The sequence below is a fragment of the Idiomarina sp. A28L genome (assembly GCF_000218785.1).
In the GTDB taxonomy this organism is placed as follows: Bacteria; Pseudomonadota; Gammaproteobacteria; order Enterobacterales; family Alteromonadaceae; genus Aliidiomarina.
The window spans coordinates 60,260-83,209 of the sequence record NZ_AFPO01000012.1; the positions used below are offsets into that span (position 1 = coordinate 60,260).

A 22,950-nucleotide genomic window follows, 5' to 3' on the forward strand; every position below is an offset into this window, starting at 1 on the left:
CTTGCGCGGGCTTTGTTTTGATTTATGCGATAAAGCAAGTTAGCTTCTATTGAGGTTACCTACATCGGGCCCGATAACTAATTCGTAATCAATTAAATCTTTCTCCATAGCTTCGGCCAAATCGTTATCTAGGTATCGGCTCACTTGTTCGTATGGAGCTTTCAGGCCAGTAATACCATAAGCGCGGTTGCGGCCATGAACCTTGCCGATGTATAACGCCATATCCGCTATTTGTAATGTTTTCTCCCAACCGATATCACTTTCTTTTATACCCGCAAATGGCAAGCTGATATAGCCGGCTGTAGCCGTTACTTGTATTTTAGTACCCTCATGCACAACCGCGTTTGAGCCAATTACTGAAAGTACTTTCTCGGTATATTCTTTTAGCTTCTCAGGATTCATATTCTGGAGATAAATTAGGAATTCTTCGCCACCCCAACGAATTACTAAATCGCTGGCACGTGCAACACTCAGCAAACGCCCGCTCAAATCTTTTAACACCATATCGCCGGCCGCATGGCCATATTTATCGTTAATTCGTTTGAAGTAATCAACATCAAGCAGAATCATGGCGTCTGGGAATTCAGCGGCAGCCGCTCTGCGTTCTCCCTGCTCGCGCTTCTGTAATTCTTCTTGCAATGCTCGGCGATTTAACAAGGCCGTAAGCGGATCACGCTGAGAATGGAATTCAAGCTGTTTGTTCGCTACCTTTAACTGTTTATTTGCTCGGCGAGCCGCTCGATACATGATGCCAACTAACACCAAACCCAAAATAACTACGATAGCGAACAGCACCACTATTTGCTGTTGCAGTTGGCTGTTCTCAATTACCCTCTGCTGCAGTGCATTGCGTTGCTCAAGTAATTCAATTTGCTGTAGCTGATCTTGAGCATCATAACGATATTGCAACTCATTTAAGCTTGCCTCGCGATCGCTCCGGAAGATATCTGCGCGCAATTGCCTCTCTTGTAAAAGCGCTTTTGCTTGTTGTTGATACATGCCTGCTTGGCCATAGGCTCGCGCAATATATTCATAGAGATCAGCTTGGTCAGGCGCTGAATACGAAGCTAACAAAGGCGCGGCATTTTCAGTTACCGCTGTAATACCTTGCTCTATATTACCTAGAAAAACGTCAATGTAGCCTAAATTGAAGGCCAACAAGTGCACCATACTATCGTCGGCTGTACCTTCGGTATGAATGAACTCAAGCGTTTCACGAAGAATATCTTCTGCTTCTTGGTAGCGCTCGAGCTCAATAAAGGTGCTACCGATATTATTTTTACTCAGCAATACAGTTTCTTTATCCCCCGCTCGGTTTGCCCATACAGCCGCCTCTTCATAGGTTGCAACTGAGTTTTCATAAAACCCTAAATGGCCCTCTAAAAAACCTTTGAGCATCAGCAGATTGGGTATTTCATTAATCAAGTCAATTCGCTTAGCGTCTTCAATATTACGCTTCACCAGAACTAACGCTTCATCAAAATTACGCAAATCACGGTGAATACCAATAATTTCAGTTGTGAGAGCAATACGCCGAATTTCGGTACGAGGGTTGTTACTACCATGAATAGCTTCGAGTGCTTGAATGGCACGTTCCAATGCGCGTTCATACTGGCTATTGGCTCGAAATATGCCCACCATAATACTGTTGGCGTAATACAAAATTCGGGGGTTCTGTACCCCATCCAGCTGTTCAATAAGTTGTTCCGCAAGAATGAGCGAGCGCGCTATTTCACCGTTATACCAGCTTAATGCAACCAAATTTGCCTGCACCTCAGATACTACATCGGGGTGTGGGTGACGCTCTATGAACGCTTGCATTTCCTCTACAAGTTCAATCGCGCCGGCAAAATCGCCGTTTTCGGCCAATTCAAATGCTTTATAAGTACGCGCGCGCACAAAGGTAGATGGGTATCGATGGGCATCAACCGCGCTCAAAATACTGACCAGCTCTGGCTGTGCTGATTCGGAATCATCTATACTTAAATAGCTATCAAGGCGAGCTTCAAGTTCCGGGTTTGCTATTGGAGTTAAATCTTGCGCTGTAACTGCACATAGTAATCCGGGCAGCAACAGCATCATAAAGCCGATTTTAAGTGCGCAACGCTTAGCGAAGCCGTTTCCTTTTTTCATCTGCATTCAATTACCATATTGAAAATACAACGGCTGGATAAAATTCTATTATATTTAAAGCGCAAAGTTTACTATAAGTATGGTTTAACAAACTGATGATAAAATATCCAGTAAAACCGCACGAATTTTTTACATTACATCCGTGCATCACGTTTATCCCGAGCAATTCAAATAGTGGCGTGATACCCAGAATTAGTTCATTATTAACTAGATTTTAAGCCAACGGAGATTCGGCAGAATGGAGTTAATTCTCACAAAAGCCCAAACAATTTTTAGCCAGCAAACTATTTCTGAATGGGTAGTACTGCTCCTTTCTATTTTAGCGGCTCTTATTTCACGCCGAATTCTACTGAAAAAATTAGGCGAACGTGGTAACCAAAGCAGCGGTTTACGGCTCTTTGCCATTCGCTCTCTAGAGCGATTATTGTGGCCGGTGACCATGCTAATTGTGCTTTGGCTTGGGCAACTTATTGTAAACACCTACCAACTTGAAACCTTAATGCTCGATATAGCATTGCCGCTAGTGCTTTCATTCGCCGCTGTACGCTTTAGTGTTTATTTTTTGCGCAAGAGTGTGAAAGGCGGCCCTTTCTTAAAAGCTTCTGAGAGCTTTATTTCCGCAACTATTTGGATAATTGTAGGCCTGCACTTAACTAACTTATTACCGCAAGCTATGGCCGCACTTGATTCAGTGGGCACTACCGTTGGTTCTTTCCGCCTTTCGCTTTTATCGGGTTTGAAGTTAACGGTTCTAATAATGCTAGCGCTTACTATAGCAGGCTGGCTTTCACATTTGGTTGAGGTGCGCCTCACCGAGAATAAAAGCATCAACGCCAGTGCTCGCGTAGGCTTAATTAAGTTTGTTAAGTTTGCCGCCATTACCATTGCGATATTAATCGTATTAAGTTCTGTTGGCGTTGATTTATCAACCTTCGCGGTATTTGGTGGTGCGTTAGGTGTTGGCTTGGGCTTTGGCTTGCAACGGATTGCAGCAAATTTTATTAGCGGTTTTATCGTAATCATGGACCGCTCAGTGAAGCCAGGCGATGTGGTAACCATTGGCACCGAATTTGGCTGGGTACAGGAGCTCAAATCGCGCTACATTGTGCTGCGTAACCGTTCAGGTGTTGATACGCTTATTCCAAACGAAAATTTAATCACCTCGAATGTAATCAATTGGAGCTATGCCGATCGTAATGTGCGTATGGCCGTGCAGGTAGATATTGAGTACAGCTGCGACCCTGAAAAAGCGATCGAAGTAATGTTGCCTTGTGCTTTTGCTTCTGATCGTGTTCTCAAAGATCCTGCCCCCAATGTATTCTTAAAAGAATTTGGCGAGAGCGGCATTACCATGGAATTGCGCTTCTGGATAGGCGACCCTGAAAGCGGCGTTGAGCGAGTAAAATCTCCTATTCGCGTGGCCATTTGGAAAGCGTTCCAAGAGCATGGAATTACCATTCCATTCCCACAGCGCGATTTGCATTTGAAGAGTATTGATCTAGATGCTTTACAGCAGTTGCAAGCAAAGTTAGCCATTGAGAATGAAGAAATAGAAAAAGCCGGGCCGAGCGCAAAGCCAAAAGAAGAATAGGCTCGGTTAAAACAAAAAGGTGCGTTTAACTTCTCAGTTAACGCACCTTTTTTGTGGCTGAAGCCCCTATACCTGAATAGTTATATCTAACTATTTATATTCACATTCACTATTTCGGGCCATTAAAAATAGTAAGTGGTGCCCAGCCTTTATCAATTGCCTGATTCAAATCGCGGTGTAGTACTTCATGAATTTCCGCATATGGTTTAGTGAGTTCGCTAATATGCGAAATTTGGTTTCGCCCACGAAGTTTACCCATATACAACAGCATATCTGCAACTTGCAATGATTTTTCCCAATCACACTCACTTTCCGGAACACCAGAAAACGGCAGTGTAATCATACCGCCCGTAACAGAAATTGGAATGCGATTTTGTTGATAATAAACCGGCGTATCACCAATAACATGAAGTAATTTATCGGCAAGCTGAGCAAGCTCAGCGGCGCTACGATGACGAACATACAATAAGAATTCTTCACCGCCCCAACGAATAACCATATCTTCATCGGCTACAGCATGGGTTAAGCGAGTTGCAACTTGCTGCAATACTTCATCGCCAGCGGCATGGCCAATACGATCGTTAATTTCTTTGAACAAATCGAGATCAAGCAAAATTAGCGCATCAATTTTGCCTAGTTCAGGCATTGGATAATTGCTCTCAGCCCGAAGCTCCATCTCTTTTTGCATAGCGCGGCGGTTATGCAACTTGGTGAGTGGATCTCGGAGCGTTTGTTCCTGAAGCTGCTGGTTTGCAGTATTCAACCGAACATTTGCTTTTCTTGCAGTGCGATAGGCATAGTATGAAAGCGCGGCCGCAAGCACTACAACAATGGCAAACAGCCACACTATACGGCGCTGTAGCGCCGCGTTTTCAATCATTTGTGCTTGTAAGTTATTCCGCTCTTCTAACAGCTCTATTTGCTGCTCTTGCTCCCGGGCTTCATATTGCGCGGCCAATTCCGAAAGCATTTGTTCACGCTCGTTGGTTAACAAATCGAATCGCAAGCTCATCACTTCACGAAGCGTATCTGCTTCTTCTATATGCATGCCTGCTTCACGATAGGCGCCAGCCAAGAACGTGAGTACCTCAGCATGGTCATTACGGCGAGCAAACTCTTTCATGTACGCCACAATGGAGAGCATTTCTTCGATGCCTTCAGAATACATACCGCGTTTTACTTTGATATCGGCTAAGTTGAATTTAAGATAATTCATTTCACGCATCATATTCGCATTTTCGGCGGCGCGAATGCCTGCGTGCAAGTATTCTTCAGCTTCACTATAACGCGCTTGCTGAATTAAAAGTGAGCCAATATTGTTGCGCGAGATAACTTGCACACGCGCATTATCGGTGCGCTCTGCCCACTCCGCTGAAATACGGAAGGATTCCAATGCGTTTTCTGGCTCATTGATTTCTGGGCGCGATTGCAAAAAACCTTTGAGCAGATACAAATCGGCTAACCGATGATCAACATCATAACGCTCACCCTCTGCAATCGTTGATTTTGTGAGATCTAGTGCCGCTCGATAGTTTTCCAAATCGGTTTGCAAATGGCCAATGTGGTAATTCAAAAATTGGCGGCGACGCAGTGTTTGTAGGCCGCTAGTGCGGCTTAGTGCCGCTTGCGCTTGCAGGAAAAAGCCCAACGCTTCTTCATAACGTTCTACTTCTTGTAGTACTCGGCCCGCCACGTTATTAACAAAAAACTGAACACGAGGGTTCAGAATATTATCGGCAAGCGGCGTTAACTTCACAACGTATCGCGCTGCGTTTTCATGGTCACCCTTGGCGCTCAATATTTCAATGTAAACAGCCCAAGCTTCTGCCTGCGCCTCAGAGCTATCGGCCGATTGCGCAAAGCGAATCAACTCTTTTGCCAATATTTCTGCATCAGCATAATTGCCTTCAGCATGCGCAAGCTCTAACGCGCGATAACCCCACGCTCTCACATAGGTAGAAGCAGGAACATTAACTTTTATCCGTTCCAATAACTCTGCCAATTTTTCTCGATCTTCAGGATATAAACCCACGCCTAAAATGCTATCTAACTCTTGTTCAAGAGCCGGATCGATTGAATCTACTGCATTTGCGGTATTCATCGTAATAAAAAAGCTAAAAAAGGCGATTAGAGCGATGCACCCTAATTCGGTATGTAATTTCATAGGTATTCGGAATCCTCAACTAAGTGCTGTTAAAATAACCGCCAACACATTAGACCACAAGCAATATTTGCTAAGATCACAGCAAAATGGGATGAAACTCGTAGTGAGTTAAAATCACTTTGATTTCTCTTTTTAATCAAACGCCAACGCGCATTTTTCCGATAACGCAAGTAGTTAATGTAGGAAAATAAACAAAGCATTAGGATTCACGTAGCGCAAACGGTAGAATTCATACAAATCTATTTATATCGAACAAATTAACGGAAGTGATTTTATGGGCCGCGCTTATCAAAACAGAAAAGAATCAATTGCGAAAACAGCTACCGCAAAAAGCCGTGTTTATAGTAAATACGGCCGCGAAATTTATGTAGTAGCAAAATCGGGTGGAGCTGACCCAGATACCAATATATCCCTGCGTGGCCTTATCGATCGCGCGCGCAAAGATCAAGTGCCTGCGCACGTAATTGCTAACGCATTAGATAAAGCTTCCGGTGTGGGTGGCGAAGATTATTCACCGGCGCGATATGAGGGCTTTGGCCCCGGTAATTGTATGGTGATTGTGGAATGCTTAACTGATAACCCAAATCGAACCTTTGGTGATGTGCGCAATTGCTTCACTAAGTGCAAAGTAAAAATTGGTGCACCTGGTACTACTGCCCACATGTTCGATCACTGCGCCATATTTAACTTTGCGGGCGATGATGAAGATGTGGTTCTAGAGGCATTAATGGAAGCCGATGTAGATGTAACCGATGTGGAAGTAGAAAACGGCATGGTTACTGTGTTTGCTCCGCACACTGAATATGCCAACACCAAGCAAGCACTAGTGGCTGCGTTTCCTGAGGTTGAATTTGAAACCGATGAAATTCAGTTCGTAGCCCAAAACAGCATGGATATGCCGGAAGACGATATCCCGATGATGGAGAAGTTTTTGGATATGCTGGAAGATTGCGATGACGTGCAACGGGTTTATCACAACGCTAACTTCTAATGGTAGTTTTAGAGTGAAAAAAGGGGCTCATGGCCCCTTTTCCTATTTTAGCGGCGCCAACTTTACGGCCGCGGGCCAAAAATCGCTTCAAATTGCTGCGGTTGTGGCATGCCTCGAATCACTTGCACATGATTATTTTCATCGCGGTAGTACACAATAGGTGTAGAACTTAAGTTCAATTCGCGCATGATGCGGTGGTTCGCTCGAATTACTGGCTCGCCAATCCGTACAAAGCGCGGAATAGCCTCGATACCACCACGCTCACGGCGATTAATATGGTTAACTAGGGCTTCGGCTGGATCTGGCGAACCCATAATGGCAGCCGCTTGTGCTGGGCTTTCTTCACGAATAATGCCCACCATTAAGTGCCGCAACTGCACTTTTCCGGCAGCTATCCAAGGCTCTGCGGCCTCACGAAAACGATGGCAGTATGGGCAATTAGGGTCTGTCATCGTATAAATAATTCGTGGCGCATCGGCATCACCATCTTGCAGCAGCGTTGCTCTTTCCATTTGTTGCCAAGCATGTTCTTGTGCCGGGCCAGTTACCAGTTGATAAAGGGGATCTGCAGCAATATCTCTGCCCTCAAGATTCAGCAAGTTACCTACGATTACATGCTCGCCATCGGCAGTTAAATAAAGCGCAATGGCTTGGCCTTGAAATTCAGCAGCATAGCCTTTAAGCCCGCCCGGTGCTGGAAAGGTATCAACAATAGTAAGCCCTTGGTTGGCAAGCATTTGAATAGGCGCGGGTAACTCTTCAGCCTTCGCTATCGAAACCAACATACAACTACCCGCAATAGCGGCTACTAGAAACTTCAGATACGGCATTCATTACTCCAATTGTGCAGCCCACATGTGAACAGCTTATTTCTTTTCCATGTATGCGTGCTATAAGATTCTATAAGGATACGATTCTACCGGTAAATATAGCGCTGAGCAAAACAGCTACTAATGGTTTACACAAGCGCTACTTCTAACTACATTACATGTACCTACAAAGTGTTAGTTACAACGGGGCAAACTTCAGGCTAACACTAACGTTTTTTGATGCGCAGCACGCTGGAACTCTATGAACACACCTAATTTTAACCGGTTATTTGAACGCAGCAACACCAACACTCTGGTGCTTATTCCCGATAACTTCACTATTGTTGCCTGTACCGATGACTATTTAAAAGTTACCCAGCGCTCGCGTGAGCAACTGATTGGTAAACCTATTTTTGAAGCCTTCCCCGATTTCGATAATCAATCAACTGTGAAAGATAAGCGCACTGCATTGGAATCGTTCCGTTATGTTGTTGAGCACAAGCAAACCGATGAGATGGCGATTCAGCGTTACTCAATTAGCAAATCGGGCGAGCAAGGCGGTGAATTAGAAATACGTTATTGGCGCACCGTTAATCACCCACTGTTAGATAGTGAAGGCAACCTAGAATACATATTACACACGGTTGAAGATGTAACAGCAGCAGTTAGTGCCGAGGCCGCCCTGAGTGAATCTGAATTTTTACAGCGTTTAGCTGGCGAAGTAGCAAAATTAGGTTCATGGCGAATTGATCTCAAAACGCATTCGGTATTTTGGAGTGCTGAAATCTACAATATTGTTGGCCAACCGCTTGATATAGAATTGAACCTTGAAATTGCCATGGATTGTTATCACCCAGATGTACGCGAAGAAGTAGCGGCTATCGTTGAACGCGCAATAGAAAACCGCAAGGCATTTAATATACTAACAAGAATACTACGGCCTGATGGTGAGGAACGCTGGGTTCGCGTTATTGGCGAAGCTGAACTTGATGATGCCGGTGAACCGAGAGCTTTACGCGGCGCCTTTCAAGATGTTTCCGAATTTATTCATGCTCGAGATCGCGCCGATGATGTAGCAAGGCAGCTGCATAATGCGTTAGAAAATATGAGTGATGGTTTTTACCTGCTCAACGCTGATTGGCTGGTTGTTTTTATGAACCCGCAAGCGGAAAAGTTACTTACCCGCAGTTCCGAAGAATTAGTTGGCAAGAATGTTTGGGAGCAATTTCCTGAAGCGGTAGATTCAAGTTTCTATCGCAATTACACGCGAGCAGTAAACGAGCAAGTAACGGTTACTTTTACTGAGTATTTTTCGCCATTACAAGCTTGGTTTCAAGTAAGCGCCTACCCTGGCAAAGATGGCTTAGCAGTGTATTTTCGCGATATTACCGAGCAGCGCGATTTAGACGACCGTTTGCGGCAATCACAAAAGCTTGAGGCGGTTGGCCACTTAACCGGTGGCGTTTCCCATGATTTTAATAATTTGCTTACCGTGATCATGGGAAATGCGGAACTGGTTAGCGAGCAGCTAGATGAGCAAAGCAGATTAAAGCCTTTAGTAGATTTAATTGTAAAAGCGGCCGGCCGCGGGGCTGAACTCACGCAACGGCTATTGGCATTTGCTCGCCGGCAACCGTTAGAACCGCAAGTAATTAACGTGGCTGAATTAATTCAGAGCATGCATGAGTTGCTCGAGCGTACATTAACCGAGAATATGGATATTAAAGTTTTGTGTAAGCCAGATTTATGGCTTACCGAAGCAGACCCAAGCCAGTTAGAGGCCGCTCTACTTAATCTAGTGATTAATGCGCGAGATGCCATGCCAGAGGGCGGCAATTTATTGATAGAAGCTGAAAATACCCACTTAGATAGCGATGTCATCCCGAACGAAGATGTAATACCAGGCGATTATATTCTTATATCGGTTTCGGATACAGGCACCGGTATGGCGCGGGATATTCTTGAAAAAGCCGTTGAGCCTTTTTATACCACAAAAGCTAAAGGTAAGGGCTCAGGGTTGGGCTTAAGTATGGTTCATGGCTTTATTAAGCAATCGGGTGGGCATATTAATATCTACTCCGAGCTAAATCTCGGCACGCTTGTGAAGCTGTATTTACCGAGAACTAATAATCATGAAGAATTAGAAAAAAAAGAACTTACCGATATTAGCCGTTCTCGTGGGCAAGAACATATTCTAGTAGTTGAAGATGATGAGCTGGTACTGCAAAGCGTATTAAGCCAACTTGAGCGCTTAGGGTATCGCGTTAGTTCAGCTACTTCTGGTGAAAGCGCCTACAAATGGCTGCAAGCAAATGGCCCCGTTGATTTACTTTTCACCGATGTAGTAATGCCCGGCGAACTTAACGGCCCAGAGTTAGCTAAAAAAGCAAAAACGCTGCAACCGAATTTAAAAGTTCTTTTTACTTCCGGTTACTCTGAAAATGCAATTACTCATGCTGGGCGTTTAGATAAAGGAGTACAACTTCTTAGTAAGCCTTATCACCGGCAGGCGTTAGCAGAAAAAATTCGTTTCGCACTGGATAAGTAAACACGAAAAGAGCGCTAAATTAAGCGCTCTTTTTGCATGCCCACATGTTATGCCTAAATGCGGCTGTCAGTTAGAGCTATAAATGCGGCTAAATATTCTTGAGCAGATCTTCTGCAATGCTACTGCCAGATTCAGCTGCACGTTCCATTAGCTCACGGCCGCGTTGCTTTTGCTCAGCAGCTTCAGATTGTGTAAATAAGCGCATACCGTGCCATGCCATTACATCTGCATCACCTCGTGCAATTAGGTGTTCAGCCCACTCTGGGTGCACATGGCGTAATGCCAAAAAGCGCTGGGCTTGTAAATTTCCGTTGCGAGCTGCGCGCTCATACCAATACAACGCTTCTGGCAACTCGCGAACCTGCTCACTTTCATAACGAACAAGGGCCTGCGTAAGGCCTCCCAAGTATACTTGCTGTTCGGTAACGCCAGCCTTAGCTTGAGGAAGTGCCTCATTATAGGCATTTAATACATCAACGCTTACTTCGGCGTTACCTATAGAGTAATCAAGCAAAACTGAGGTTACGGAAACGCTATCACCTTCGGCATAGCGCCAGCTTCGAAATGCTCGAGTTACAGCCCGCAAAAAATCACGGTTGGCTAGATTCAGTGGCTGCATTGCTATCACACGGCCTTCTGTATTTATCGCAATAATCACTTCAATCCATCCGTGATTGTTTGCACGGGCTATATCGGCGGTAAGTACTGGTTGAACCCGATCTAACGCTTCTGGTGGCTCTGCATCAAGCTGCAAATCACGCGTTTGAAAAGCTACTTGTACAGAACGGCTGAGTTCTAGCAAAACTTGGTTCGCCTCGGCTAGTTCCGCAGCTGATAGATGCGGTTCAATTTGTACTATAATATCTTCCGCTTCTTCGTTGCCCCACGCTCGGGCGGCCAGCAAATAGCCTAACGATTTAACCGGGTTGTATTCAGTGCCACGCTCTTCAATTAACATCAGCCCGATCATATAAGCTGAATCTGAACTACCCAGAGGCATGAGTTGTTGAAAAATCTCATAAGCATCTTCGAAACGCTCAACCGCAATTAAATCTAAACCCACGGTAAAATCGTCGGTTTGCTGGGCTGATACAGTAGGTGCCGATAAACTCAACATTAAACTTAAAGCAGATAACATTAGAAGCCGAGATAGCCGAATCATGGGTAACGTTCCTTTTCATAAAATTACTATGAAACGATTGTTGCGCATCTAAAACAAAAACACAATTAGGCCTAAGCAATAGCAAGCACTTGCAGGGGTTATTGGTTGCGGTATATTGGTAAAATCATATTAGCATTGGTTTTTTATTGAGGAATTTGCAGTGCCAAGTAGCATCCCTAGTTTTCAACCTTTTTACGAGCGCGCAATAGCTAGAAAAGGCAGCATAAAAGCCATTCAAAGCATGCTTCCTGAAGTGGCAAGCTCTGAGGAATTAGCCGCACTTGGCGATGATCGCTATCTTTCCATAGTTACCGCTTGTGTATTTAGAGCAGGTTTTGTGTGGCGCATTATCAACCACAAATGGCCTGGCTTCGAAGAAGCTTTTAGCGGTTTTGTGCCACTTTATTGGCAGCAAGTTCCGCCCGAACGATTAGAAGCACTTGCGCGCGATGAGCGCATTGTGCGTAATATGCAAAAGATTTTCACGGTACCGCAAAATGCGCAAATGATTGTTGAAGCTTCCGAGGAGTATAACGGTTTTGGGCGTTTTTTAAGCCAGTGGCCTTCCGATGATCAAGTTGGCTTATTACTTTGGCTGAAGAAAAACGGAGCGCGCTTGGGTGGCGCTACTGCCCAACATTTTTTGCGCCGCGTTGGTTGGGATGGTTATGTTCTCTCATCGGATGTGGTTACCGCACTCGAAAACCACAACCTACTCGATGCCGCCCCCACCAGCAAAAAGGGCCTAACCCAAGTACAAACCGCGTTTAACGCATGGCACCAAGAAACCGGCCTACCCTACAGCCATTTATCTCGAATTTTATCTTACAGCGTAGGCGCTTAAAGCAATCTTTTATTCGCTAGCATTAAAAAGGCCAGAAACTCTCGGTTTCTGGCCTGTGTATTTATTACATTAGAACGTTAACTTAGCGAAGCGTTACAAACTCTTCAGCACTGGTAGGGTGTAGCGCTACCGTGGCATCAAAATCAGCCTTAGTGGCGCCCATTTTCATGGCTACCGCGAAGCCTTGTAAAATCTCATCCATACCTTCGCCAATACCATGTAAACCTACTACTTTTTCTTCTTTACCTACACAAACTAACTTGAAGTTACTGAGTTCACGATAAGGCGTAATAGCGTTATACATAGCGGCAAAGCCCGAACTGTAGGCTTTTACTTGATCTTCGCCATATTCCGCAATGGCTTCTACTTCACTTAAGCCAATAGTACCAATTGGCGGGTGGCTAAATACGATAGTAGGAATTAGGCTGTAATCCATATGCGCATCAGGAAGTTCTTTGTTGAACAAGCGCTCGGCTAGCAATCGGCCTGCTTTAATCGCCACCGGAGTAAGCTGGGCTTCACCGGTAATATCGCCTACTGCATAAACGCCATCAACATTGGTGTTTTGATATTTATCAGTGCGAATAAAACCTTTATCGTCGGTTGCAACACCGGCATTTTCGAGGCCAATAGCATCGGTAGCCGGTTCTCTGCCGATTGCCCAAATTAGGCAATCTACATCAGTTATCTGTTCATCGTTAAGAGTTGTAATGGTAAGCAGGCCATCGCTCGCCTTTGCTACCGATTTTACTTCAGAATACTGGTGTAAGGTTGGGCCATGGCGTTCAATTAAGCCTAATAACGTATCGATAATATCACGATCGAAATACCGCAGCGGCCGATCTTGGCGCACTAACAAATGTGTATCGGTGCCTAGTGCATGCAACACACCAGCGATTTCTACGGCAATGTAACCCGCGCCCACTACTACTGCTTTTTTCGGCTGCTCGGTTAATGCAAAGAAACCATCGGAATCTATACCGTGTTCAGCGCCCGGAACCGGTGGTAATGTGGGGCGCCCGCCTACAGCAATAGTAATGTGATCGGCGGTAATGCGCTCGCCATTCACTTCAACTTCATGAGGGCCCACAAACTTGGCAAAGCCTTCAATATATTCAACGCCGTTGCCTTCAAATCCACGCTTATAGCCACCGTGAATGCGCTCGATATAAGCTTCTCGATTCTTAACTAAGGTTCCCCAATCGAAACCTTTATGCTCTAAATTGAAACCATACGCCTCACTATATTTGATAGCTTCGGCAACATGCGCGCCGTACCACATTACTTTCTTTGGAACACAGCCAACATTTACACAAGTACCGCCAACCGCTTTTGCCTCTATTACCGCCGCTTTGGCGCCGCGAATTGCAGCGCGATTCGCGGAAGCAATACCGCCGCTACCCGCGCCGATACTCAAGTAATCGAAATGTTTGCCCATTGCTGTTCTTCCTTACATCGATGTATTTAAAGCAGTTGTGAAGTATATCATGTTGCAGCACTTTTTTAATTTACGTAAATTCGATTAAAGCAATCTGGACGTTGATTACACATTCGGGCAAGCTAGCGTTCATGGGCCTTACTATTTTTCGAAACGCCAGCTATCTTTAAAAAGGAATTTAGGCTTTTTCGTGAGGATGGATACTTGCACACCAATCAGCTAAGCAAGCAATTAAGTAAGCTAATGTTAGTTATTACGGCATGTTCGTTTGCTGCGAACGCGGCTGCACAAGAAAAGCCACTGCTCTTGCCCGTAGAAGAAAAAACTACCGACGAACAAGAGAAAAAAGATAAAACTAAGCTTGAATTAAACTGGTTAGATGGCTTTCAAACAGGTGTAGAAACCTCGGTTGATAACACTGCCCGCTGGATAGATAACTTCTTTGGTAACAGCCGCGCATTTGATGGCGAATATAATTCCCACGGCCGTTTATCGATAGGCCCTGAATGGAGCCAATACGATGGTTGGAAAGTGCGTTCAAGTTTCCGGGCACAATTTACTTTGCCTAACACCGAAGAGCGTTTTTCTGCGATTATCGGCCGAACTAACGTTGATGATTTCACCGTAGATGAACAGAGTACTTATCGGGGCTCGGTTATCCGTTCTGATCGCGGTGATGAAGAGTGGATTGTAGGTTTGGGGTTTAATCCAAACCAAGGTGAGGCCAATCGTTTTTCTATCAGCGCAGGCATTCGCGGTGGTCTAAAAGCAGATCTTTATACGCAGATTCGTTACTTGTATCAGTATCGAATTGATGAAGATAAACAAGTGCGCATGCGCTCAAATCTATTTTGGCGCAATAGTGATGGTTATGGTTTTAACCAGCGATTAGACTTGGAAAAAAGTGCCAGCCCCGAGTGGCTTAGCCGATTTACCATTGATGCCACAAGAGCAGAACGTATCGATGGCATTCGTTGGCATAGCAGCTTTGCGGTGTATCACCTTTACGATGATGAGCGCGCTATAGCCGGCGAAATTTGGTATGAGGGCGAAACTAAGCAAGAAGTGCCGTTAACTGAATGGGGCATACGTGCCATTCACCGCCGGCAATTTGCCCGCGATTGGCTTTATTTAGAACTATCAGCTGGGTTGCACTGGCCTCGCGAAGAGCTTATTCAGCGGCGCGAGGCACAATGGCTTATCGGTTTAGAATTTGAAATGTGGTACGGGAATTAAAAAAGCCGGTTTGTGCACTGAATAGGCGCACTTACCGGCTGTTTTACAAACATCGAATTATTAGTTAGTGAAATCTGAAACGTCTAAATCTTCATCCAATGTAATTTCTTTATTCGCGCGCTCACGCAGCAACTCAATAGTGCCGTCGATACCATTTTGGCGTAACGAAGCTTCTACCTCTGAACGCTGCGCATTCAGCATGCTCACACCTTCCGCAACTAAATCAAATGCCATCCATGGTGCATCAGGGCTTCGGCGTTGTAGCTGAAAATCTAAACGAATCGGTGGCCGGCCGCCTTCTTCTACAAGCTGCGCACGAACCGTTACTCGGCGCTCATTTTCATAGTTTCCGGCACGGCCAAAGGTAATTTTATGCCGTGTTTCATCATACTGAGTGAACACACGTGCATACGTAGTTACCAAATACTCCCGGAATACGCTTACAAACTCATCTTGCTGGCTGCCGTTTAAGCGTTGCCAATTTCGCCCTAACACTTGCCGCGCTGCGAATTGGTAATCTGAGTGAGGTAACAGCTCATCTACCATTATCTGCCGCAAGAATCCCGGGTTCTGTTCAATATTGCCGCGCTCTTCAGTGATACGTACTGTCATTCGCTCGGCGATTTGCTCAAGCATTTTGAATGGGTTACTGGTATCAACTTCTTCCGCCTTTACATTACCAAACGCGAATATCAATAAAACTGCACTCATCCATATTGTAATTTGTTTCATGTGATTACTCCTCGATTCACAGAACACTTCCTTAGATACTACTTTTTCTATTTAGTTTTAATTCTGCTCTTAATTTTAGTTCTGACGTTATTTTAAGTTCTTACCTTATTTCAAGTTCAGCTACGCCGCCAGCACAAAGAAGAAGCCTGCGATACAAGCGCTCATCAAGTTAGCAAGTGTAGCAGCCAATAGAGCACGCATGCCCATAGTTGCTATATCTTTACGCCGGCTTGGCGCCATACCCCCTAAACCACCAAGTAAAATGGCAATTGATGAGAAGTTGGCAAAGCCGCAAAGCATAAAGGTAATGATAATTTGGCTCTGCATGCTCATGGTGTCTTTAAACTGAGCAAAATCTAAATAAGCAACGAACTCATTAATAACTAGCTTCTGGCCAATAAAACTCCCAGCAATTTGAGCTTCATCCCATGGAATCCCCATAATGAACGCGAGCGGCTGGAAGATATAACCAAAAATCACCTGCATAGTAAGTTCTTCGTAACCGAAGAACCCACCAAACCAGCCTAACACGCCGTTTAACAACGCAATTAACGCCACAAACGCTAACAGCATAGCACCTACGTTGAGTGCCAACTGCATACCACTAGAGGCACCTGAAGCTGCTGCATCAATTACGTTTGCGCGGCGTTCCTCGGTAGGCACGTGCTGCAAATCGTTATTTGGCTCTTCGGTTTCTGGCACTATAATTTTCGCCATTAACAACGCACCCGGAGCTGCCATAAAGCAAGCTGCGATTAGGTATTTCAATTCGATACCTAAACCGGCATAGCCGGCGAGCACTGAACCAGCAATCGAGGCCAAGCGCCTACCATTACGGCGAAAAGCTCGGAACGGGTCATATTGGGGATAAACGGGCGCACAACTAATGGCGCTTCTGTTTGGCCTACAAATATATTGGCAGCTGCCGACATTGATTCCGGCCGGCTGGTGCCAAGTAGCTTCTGCAACCCGCCACCAATCAAGTTGATTACCTTGGTCATAATGCCCAAGTGATAGAGAACAGCGATAAGTGATGAGAAAAACACAATCACACTTAACACGTGAATAGCAAAAATAAAGCCTTGTGAATAGTTTCCTAAATCACCAAATAGAAAGCTAATTCCCGCATTCGCATACTCAATAACGCTGGCTACACCGAAAGCAATGCCACCTAACGCTTCTTGGCCAACAGGCACATACAGAACAAATGCCCCTAAACCCACTTGCAGTGCGAACGCTAAAACGATGGTACGCCACCGAATACTTTTACGTGCTGTTGAGAATGCAAACGCAACCAGTAACAACACAGCCATTCCGACAAGGCTTATCATTCTGTTTCCCTATTTTTATTCACCGGTACTTCAGCCAATTAGCTATTATTCAGCTAGGAGCTGCCGGATTTTTGTTTTAATAATATCAATGGCAATTTCATTTTGGCCGCCGCGGGTTACCACAAGATCGGCAAATTGCTTCGAAGGTGCAATAAATTCAAAAAATGCTGGGCGCACATAATGTTCATACTGTTCAGTAATTGAGCTTAACGAACGGCCTCGCATTTCAATATCGCGGTTAATACGGCGCAATAAACAAATATCTAATGGCGTATCCATAAATACAGAAATATCGAACTGATCTCTAAGTTTCGGATCACAGAGTAGCAAAATACCTTCAACGAGGATAACCCGAGCAGGTGTTACTGGGATAGTATCTTTAATACGGGTATGTTCTTTATAAGAATATTGCGGCATTTCAACTGGGTTACCATCGCGTAGGCTTTGTAAATGGCCAGCTAACAACTCGTGCTCAAACGCGCTTGGGTGATCATAATTAGTGAGAACCCGCTGTTCCAAAGATAAATGGCTTTGATCACGGTAATACGCATCTTCTGAAAGGACAGAAATACGTTCGCCACCAAGTTCAGCCACTAATTCTTGGTAAACAGTTGAAGCAAATAAACTTTTCCCAGAAGCTGAAGGCCCAGCAATGGCAATAACAGTAGTTTTTCCCACAAGTAACCCTATTCTCTACATCAGTGACCGCACAATAGCGCGCATTATCCCGAATTACGTTTCATTTATAAACATGTAATTCGGTAAATCGCTGCATATGCGCTACAAATTAGAATTTTTTTTGCTACTGTTGATGTGCATGTGTCTAGAAAAGAAACAAAATTGGTTGATATAGAACACGAAGTTTTTAGCGAAATACACATATCCAGGAACAGGAGACGTAACGCATGAACTCATCTTATCGCCTTGCAGAAGAGCTATTGCTCGCGGCCGATATACAAGTAAACGGCAAGCGTGATTGGGATTTTCAGCTTCATGATTCACGTGTTTTTGCCCAAGCATTAGCCCGCGGTAATTTAGGCCTCGGCGAATCATATATGGATGGCGAATGGGATTGCGATGCCCTTGATCAATTCTTTTTCCACCTCTTGCGAAATAAAGTTCAAACAAAAATAAAACCTTCTCGATTGCTTTTTCACTACTTGAAAAACCGCTTTTTTAACCTTCAGAGCCACCGTCGTTCATGGCAGGTTGGCGAAGCGCATTACGATATCGGCAATGATTTTTATAAGAAGATGCTCGACGACCGCATGGTGTATACCTGCGGTTATTGGAAAAATGCTGAAAATCTAAATCAAGCTCAAGAAGCTAAACTTGAACTAGCCTGCCAAAAACTTGGATTAAAGCCCGGTATGCGTGTTCTCGATATCGGCTGTGGGTGGGGTAGCTTTATTCGTTACGCGGCAGAAAACTATGGCGTTAAATGTGTTGGTATTACTATCTCAAGGGAGCAAGCAAAGCTTGCTGAAGAACACTGCGCAGGCTTGCCCGTAGAGGTTCGTTTAGTTGATTACCGTGATATGAATGAACCGTTTGATCGAATTGTAAGCTTGGGCATGTTCGAGCATGTAGGGCCGAAAAACCACCGTGAATATATGCAAGTGGTGAAGCGCTGCTTAATACCCGAGGGCCTTTTTTTGTTACACACTATTGGTCGTAATGTGGGCGATACTATGCCCGATCCTTTTATTGAAAAATACATTTTCCCAAACGGAGAATTACCTTCGATGCGGCATATTAGTAGAGCTAGCGAAGGTTTGTTTGTAGTAGAAGATGTGCATAGCTTTGGTGCGGATTACGATAAAACACTGATGGCATGGCATGCTAATTTTGAAGCCGCTTGGCCTGAATTTAAAGACCAATACGGTGAGCGCTTTTATCGGATGTGGCGTTACTACCTGCTTTCTTGTGCAGGCGCATTTCGCTCTCGTGATATTCAGCTGTGGCAGTGGGTGCTTTCGCCGAAGGGAATCATTGGTGGTTACGAGTGCCCGCGTTAGCGAGCACTCACTTTAATTTTTGAAATTAATAACCCCAAGGTGCGGGTGGCGCAGCGATAATTTCGCTTAAATCGAAATCTACTCGCCATGTCCACTCGCCATCGGCCATGGTGCCGTAGCTATAGCGTTCACCGGGCACTATTTCTATGCGCCAACCAAGGGTTTCACCGTTTTCACCCGTTCGATCAGTGAAAATGAACATCTGTTGTTCAGCCGTGCCCGAATCTATTGTGGCACCGCCGTAATCGGTTTCTTCGGAAGGCGAACCATCGGGCTCACGATGATCGTGGCTCAGGGTTAAATGATCGTGATACTGGGTGTAAATCCAAGTACGCGATCTATCCCAATCATTACTTTCTGGCTTTTCAATATGAAATGGCGCTAACACCTGATTTTCCGAACATTGCCGAAAGTGCACGATAAGTGCCTCGTTACCTGCCAGTAAATCGCGGCCTGGGCGTTCAACCACTCGTTCGCCAGCGTAAGCATTACCACACAAACTTTGTAGTGCCGCAAAAAACTCTTTTTGCGGTTGCTCATCTGGCGCGGTGCAAGCGCTTGCTAAGGTAACAGCTCCTGCAACACATAAGCCCCGAATCATCAATTTTGAACGATGCATATTATTCCTCACTGGTTCAATTTTTAGCTCAACTTAATATTCGCTTGCCTCACTGTAACCTGAGCAACCGAATTTTTCAGCGAGTTTTTCAAAAAGCTAAGCTCCATGTGTGTATTTATCCGCACTCACGCCAATTTCTGCAAGTTTCATGGTATCTTCATTAATTCAGTAGATTATAGTTGGCCTGCTGCCGAGATTATCGGCAAAAGAGCTTCAATTGAGGGCGATATCCATGGATTTACAAACGCTTCGAACGCGCATTGAAGATATTGATCGGCGCATTCTAGAGGCTCTCGCCGAACGCCGCGAAGTTGCCTTAGCTGTTGCTCGCAATAAAGCTGAGCAAGCCGGAGCTGTGCGCGATACCGAGCGCGAAGCTTCTTTATTGCTGCGGCTCATGGAACTCGGTAGCGAACTCGGCCTTGATGCCGGCTACTTAACCCGCCTTTACCAAATTATTATCGAAGATTCAGTACTTACCCAACAAGCTTGGATGCAGCAAGGCGATGGCAGCGGAAGCTTAAGTATTGCCCACTTAGGCACTGCTGGCAGTTATTCTCATTTAGCCGCCCAAGGTTATGCACATCGGCGCCAATGCACCTTACAAGGTGTTTCCTGCGAAACCTTTAACGATGTTTTGAAATCTGTGGAAGATGGTAATACAACCCTTGGTATTTTACCGATAGAGAATTCAACATCGGGTTCGATCAACGAAGTCTACGATTTGTTGCGCCACACCCATTTACACATTGTTTCAGAAACCTACCTTTCGGTTGAACACCAACTACTGGTTAGCAAAGGCGATGAAGATAAAGAAATTCATACAATTTATGGCCACCCTCAAGCTATTGCTCAATGCTCGCGGTATTTAAGCCACTTAGAGAATGTAATCGTGCTCTCTTGTCCTTCTTCTGCTCACGCTATGGAGTTGGCAGCCAGTAGTAAAGAGCCCGGTATTGCAGCTTTAGGTTCGCAAAGCGGCGGCGCTCTATTTAACTTGGTAGCCGTGGCACAAAACTTAGCCGACCAGCCCGGTAACCAAACACGCTTTATTTTAATTCAACGGGAGGCTTGTCATGTTCCGCAGCAGGTACCCGCACGCACTAGCTTAATAATGGCCACTCATAATCAGCCGGGCGCACTCGCCGATGCGCTGATTATCTTACGCCAGCATGAACTCAACTTAATTAAGTTAGAATCGCGGCCAATGCCGGGTAATCCTTGGGAAGAATTATTCTATGTTGATTTAGCGGTGCATGAACAAAGCCCACAATGGCAAGATGCACTGCGGGAACTAAAAGCCATGACACGTTTTATTAAAGTACTAGGCAGTTATGCTGATGAACGCGTAAAGGCTACTCGGGTAATTGCGCCGGAACAAAATTCTCGCGCTTAATTTCACACCTTAGCTACACTTAACGAAATTACTTTGGATATAAATTTATGAATTTTAAATTACTGAGTTTTTCAGCAGCAAGCGTTGCCATTTTTACTTTGAGTGCTTGCTCGGGAACCTACAGCACTTCTGAACGCAGCAATGTTATTGCCGAGCAATGTGCTAACCCTACTACAGCCCTTGCTGATTTGGGCCCCCAAAACGAAGCCAGCAATGTAACTGTGAATGGTGTAGTACACGGTGTTTTTCAAGGTGAACAGCAGCTACAAGGCTTTTTCATTCAAGGTGATACCGGCGCTGCATTTGTGCAAGATAGCGCGTTAATTGGTGATGTTACTGAAGGCCAACGAATTCAAGTAACCGGGAATCTAGATTCATATTACGGTGGTTGGCAGTTAACCAACATCAGTGATTTTGCCAACTGTGGCACTGGCGAAATAAGCAAAGTGCGCGTGAGCCTGCCGTTGCAGCAAAATGAAACCTTAGATAGTTACTTATTTCAACGTGTAACCCTTGAGCACCCAATGGTGGTTATTGGGCACTACCAGCTTGCACGCTTTGGCACTTTAGATATCGCTACCGAGCGCCTATGGACAGCAACACAAGTAAAACAACCGGGCCCCGATGCTTCGGTTCGCACCACTTACAACAACGCTCGCCGCTTGGTGCTAGATGATGGCTCATGGGTTGAGAACCCGGAGCAAATTCGTTATCCCAACGGGGGCTTGAGCATGGCTAACCCAGTGCGCAGTGGTGATGAAATTACTGGCATTGAAGGTATTCTGGTGCGGGTTGGCAATAGCTACCATATTCAACCAGTGGTAGAGCCTACTTTTAATAGCTTGAACCCGCGCACAGGTGTTCCCGAATTACCTGAAGGCGATTTAAGCGTGGTAGCGTTCAATGTATTGAACTACTTTAATGGCGATGGCCAAGGCGGTGATTTTCCAACCCCGCGTGGCGCTGAAACCCCTGAAGAGTTCGAACGCCAGCGGGCTAAAACCATAGCCACCATGATTGAATTAAACGCCGATATTTATGCGCTTATGGAAATGGAAAACGATGGGTTTGGTGAATTCAGTGCCCTTGCTGATTTAACCCGTGGTTTAAACAGTGCCACAGAAGGTTCGCCGTATTCATTCGTTAGCGCTGACGCTGACAAAGTTGGCGGCGATGCTATTACTCAAGCCATTATTTACCGCAATGATCGGGTTACACCGAAAGGTGCAGCGCAATGGACAGAAGAAGGCCCATTCAGCTGGGGCAGCCGCCCGCCGCTGCTGCAAAACTTTAGCGTAAATAGTTCGGGTAAAGAAATTGCAGTTGTTGCTAACCACTTTAAATCTAAAGGTAGCTGCCCACGTGATAGCAGTAATGTGAATGCCAATCAAAATGATGGCCAATCATGCTGGAACCAGTTGCGGGTAGAAACGGCCGAAGCACTCGTTGCATGGCTTGCTAGTAACCCGAAAGATTTAAGCCACAGTAACTATATCGTGCTCGGTGATTTTAATTCATACAAAATGGAAGATCCTCTTGCTGCGTTAGCGGGCGCTGGTTTTCCTAACTTAGCCAACTATTATGATACCGATGGGTATTCGTATGTATTTCGTGGTGAGCAAGGCAGCTTAGATCATGTATTGGTGCATGATTCGATTTGGGGTGCGGTTCAGGGCATGGCGCATTGGTTAATAAACTCCGATGAGCCCATTGCGTTTCAATATGATATTGATGATAAAACTGAATGGCAGCAGGAGCACTTATATGCACCAACGCCGTTCCGCTCTTCAGATCATGATCCTATTATTACGATTATTGATTCAACGCAACTTCATTAATAAAAGCGAATGCTATGATTGATAAGTATCGCTAGCAATCACGGAACAAGCTGTTAGTGTTATTAGTATGAAAGACGGCGTTGGGAATTTTTTTGACGCA

16 protein-coding genes and 1 pseudogene are annotated in these 22,950 nt (G+C 45.1%); 8 read left to right on the forward strand and 9 right to left on the reverse strand.

What is annotated here, in order from left to right; genetic code table 11:
* Window positions 1–39 precede the first annotated feature (39 nt).
* A complete protein-coding gene (locus A28LD_RS11900) occupies window positions 40–2,139 on the reverse strand; it encodes a tetratricopeptide repeat-containing diguanylate cyclase (protein ID WP_050795140.1) in 2,100 nt (699 codons plus the stop codon).
* 232 nt (window positions 2,140–2,371) lie between these two features.
* Here A28LD_RS11900 and A28LD_RS04875 point away from each other — a divergent pair, with 232 nt between their 5' ends.
* Window positions 2,372–3,724 (forward strand): mechanosensitive ion channel family protein, encoded by a 1,353-nt coding sequence (locus A28LD_RS04875; RefSeq protein ID WP_007419955.1) that lies wholly within the window; start codon window positions 2,372–2,374, stop codon window positions 3,722–3,724.
* Window positions 3,725–3,833: 109 nt separating this feature from the next.
* Here the strand turns inward: A28LD_RS04875 and A28LD_RS04880 are convergent, their stop codons facing one another.
* Window positions 3,834–5,888, reverse strand: a complete 2,055-nt coding sequence (locus A28LD_RS04880; RefSeq protein ID WP_007419956.1) for a GGDEF domain-containing protein — start codon at window positions 5,886–5,888, stop codon at window positions 3,834–3,836.
* 274 nt (window positions 5,889–6,162) lie between these two features.
* On the opposite strand from A28LD_RS04880, the gene A28LD_RS04885 reads away from it, so the two are divergent.
* Window positions 6,163–6,879 carry a YebC/PmpR family DNA-binding transcriptional regulator gene (locus A28LD_RS04885; protein ID WP_007419957.1) on the forward strand — a complete coding sequence of 239 codons (717 nt, stop codon included), beginning with the start codon at window positions 6,163–6,165 and terminating at the stop codon, window positions 6,877–6,879.
* Window positions 6,880–6,941: 62 nt separating this feature from the next.
* Here A28LD_RS04885 and dsbG read toward each other — a convergent pair whose 3' ends face one another.
* Window positions 6,942–7,709, reverse strand: a complete 768-nt coding sequence (dsbG, locus tag A28LD_RS04890; RefSeq protein WP_007419958.1) for a thiol:disulfide interchange protein DsbG — start codon at window positions 7,707–7,709, stop codon at window positions 6,942–6,944.
* A gap of 241 nt (window positions 7,710–7,950) precedes the next feature.
* Between dsbG and A28LD_RS11905 the strand changes: the two genes are divergently transcribed.
* Entirely contained in the window at window positions 7,951–10,236 is a 2,286-nt protein-coding gene (locus tag A28LD_RS11905; protein ID WP_007419959.1) for a PAS domain-containing hybrid sensor histidine kinase/response regulator, read from the forward strand.
* 88 nt (window positions 10,237–10,324) lie between these two features.
* Here the strand turns inward: A28LD_RS11905 and A28LD_RS04900 are convergent, their stop codons facing one another.
* On the reverse strand, window positions 10,325–11,398 hold the full coding sequence (locus A28LD_RS04900; protein ID WP_007419960.1) for a sel1 repeat family protein: 1,074 nt from the start codon (window positions 11,396–11,398) through the stop codon (window positions 10,325–10,327).
* 160 nt (window positions 11,399–11,558) lie between these two features.
* Between A28LD_RS04900 and A28LD_RS04905 the strand changes: the two genes are divergently transcribed.
* A complete protein-coding gene (locus tag A28LD_RS04905; protein ID WP_007419961.1) occupies window positions 11,559–12,242 on the forward strand; it encodes a DNA-3-methyladenine glycosylase I in 684 nt (227 codons plus the stop codon).
* A gap of 82 nt (window positions 12,243–12,324) precedes the next feature.
* On the opposite strand, the gene gorA is transcribed toward A28LD_RS04905, so the two are convergent.
* Entirely contained in the window at window positions 12,325–13,680 is a 1,356-nt protein-coding gene (gene gorA / locus A28LD_RS04910; protein WP_007419962.1) for a glutathione-disulfide reductase, read from the reverse strand.
* Window positions 13,681–13,884: 204 nt separating this feature from the next.
* On the opposite strand from gorA, the gene A28LD_RS04915 reads away from it, so the two are divergent.
* Window positions 13,885–14,916, forward strand: coding sequence for a hypothetical protein (locus A28LD_RS04915; RefSeq protein ID WP_007419963.1), 1,032 nt, complete (start codon window positions 13,885–13,887; stop codon window positions 14,914–14,916).
* A gap of 60 nt (window positions 14,917–14,976) precedes the next feature.
* Here the strand turns inward: A28LD_RS04915 and A28LD_RS04920 are convergent, their stop codons facing one another.
* From A28LD_RS04920 to udk, 3 genes and pseudogenes are all read right to left on the reverse strand, one after another.
* Window positions 14,977–15,648, reverse strand: coding sequence for an MlaC/ttg2D family ABC transporter substrate-binding protein (locus A28LD_RS04920; RefSeq protein WP_007419964.1), 672 nt, complete (start codon window positions 15,646–15,648; stop codon window positions 14,977–14,979).
* Between the two features lie 120 nt (window positions 15,649–15,768).
* A pseudogene (locus tag A28LD_RS04925) lies at window positions 15,769–16,979 on the reverse strand (NupC/NupG family nucleoside CNT transporter).
* A 45-nt stretch (window positions 16,980–17,024) separates the two neighbouring features.
* The gene (gene udk, locus A28LD_RS04930) at window positions 17,025–17,657 is read right to left on the reverse strand and encodes a uridine kinase (protein ID WP_007419967.1); all 633 of its coding nucleotides are present in this window, start codon (window positions 17,655–17,657) and stop codon (window positions 17,025–17,027) included.
* A gap of 227 nt (window positions 17,658–17,884) precedes the next feature.
* Between udk and cfa the strand changes: the two genes are divergently transcribed.
* On the forward strand, window positions 17,885–18,997 hold the full coding sequence (gene cfa, locus A28LD_RS04935) for a cyclopropane fatty acyl phospholipid synthase (RefSeq protein ID WP_007419968.1): 1,113 nt from the start codon (window positions 17,885–17,887) through the stop codon (window positions 18,995–18,997).
* A gap of 25 nt (window positions 18,998–19,022) precedes the next feature.
* On the opposite strand, the gene A28LD_RS04940 is transcribed toward cfa, so the two are convergent.
* A complete protein-coding gene (locus A28LD_RS04940; RefSeq protein ID WP_007419969.1) occupies window positions 19,023–19,616 on the reverse strand; it encodes a hypothetical protein in 594 nt (197 codons plus the stop codon).
* Between the two features lie 232 nt (window positions 19,617–19,848).
* On the opposite strand from A28LD_RS04940, the gene pheA reads away from it, so the two are divergent.
* Window positions 19,849–21,012 carry a prephenate dehydratase gene (pheA, locus tag A28LD_RS04945; RefSeq protein WP_007419970.1) on the forward strand — a complete coding sequence of 388 codons (1,164 nt, stop codon included), beginning with the start codon at window positions 19,849–19,851 and terminating at the stop codon, window positions 21,010–21,012.
* A gap of 47 nt (window positions 21,013–21,059) precedes the next feature.
* Window positions 21,060–22,850 (forward strand): ExeM/NucH family extracellular endonuclease, encoded by a 1,791-nt coding sequence (locus tag A28LD_RS04950; RefSeq protein ID WP_007419971.1) that lies wholly within the window; start codon window positions 21,060–21,062, stop codon window positions 22,848–22,850.
* The last annotated feature ends 100 nt before the right edge of the window (window positions 22,851–22,950 follow it).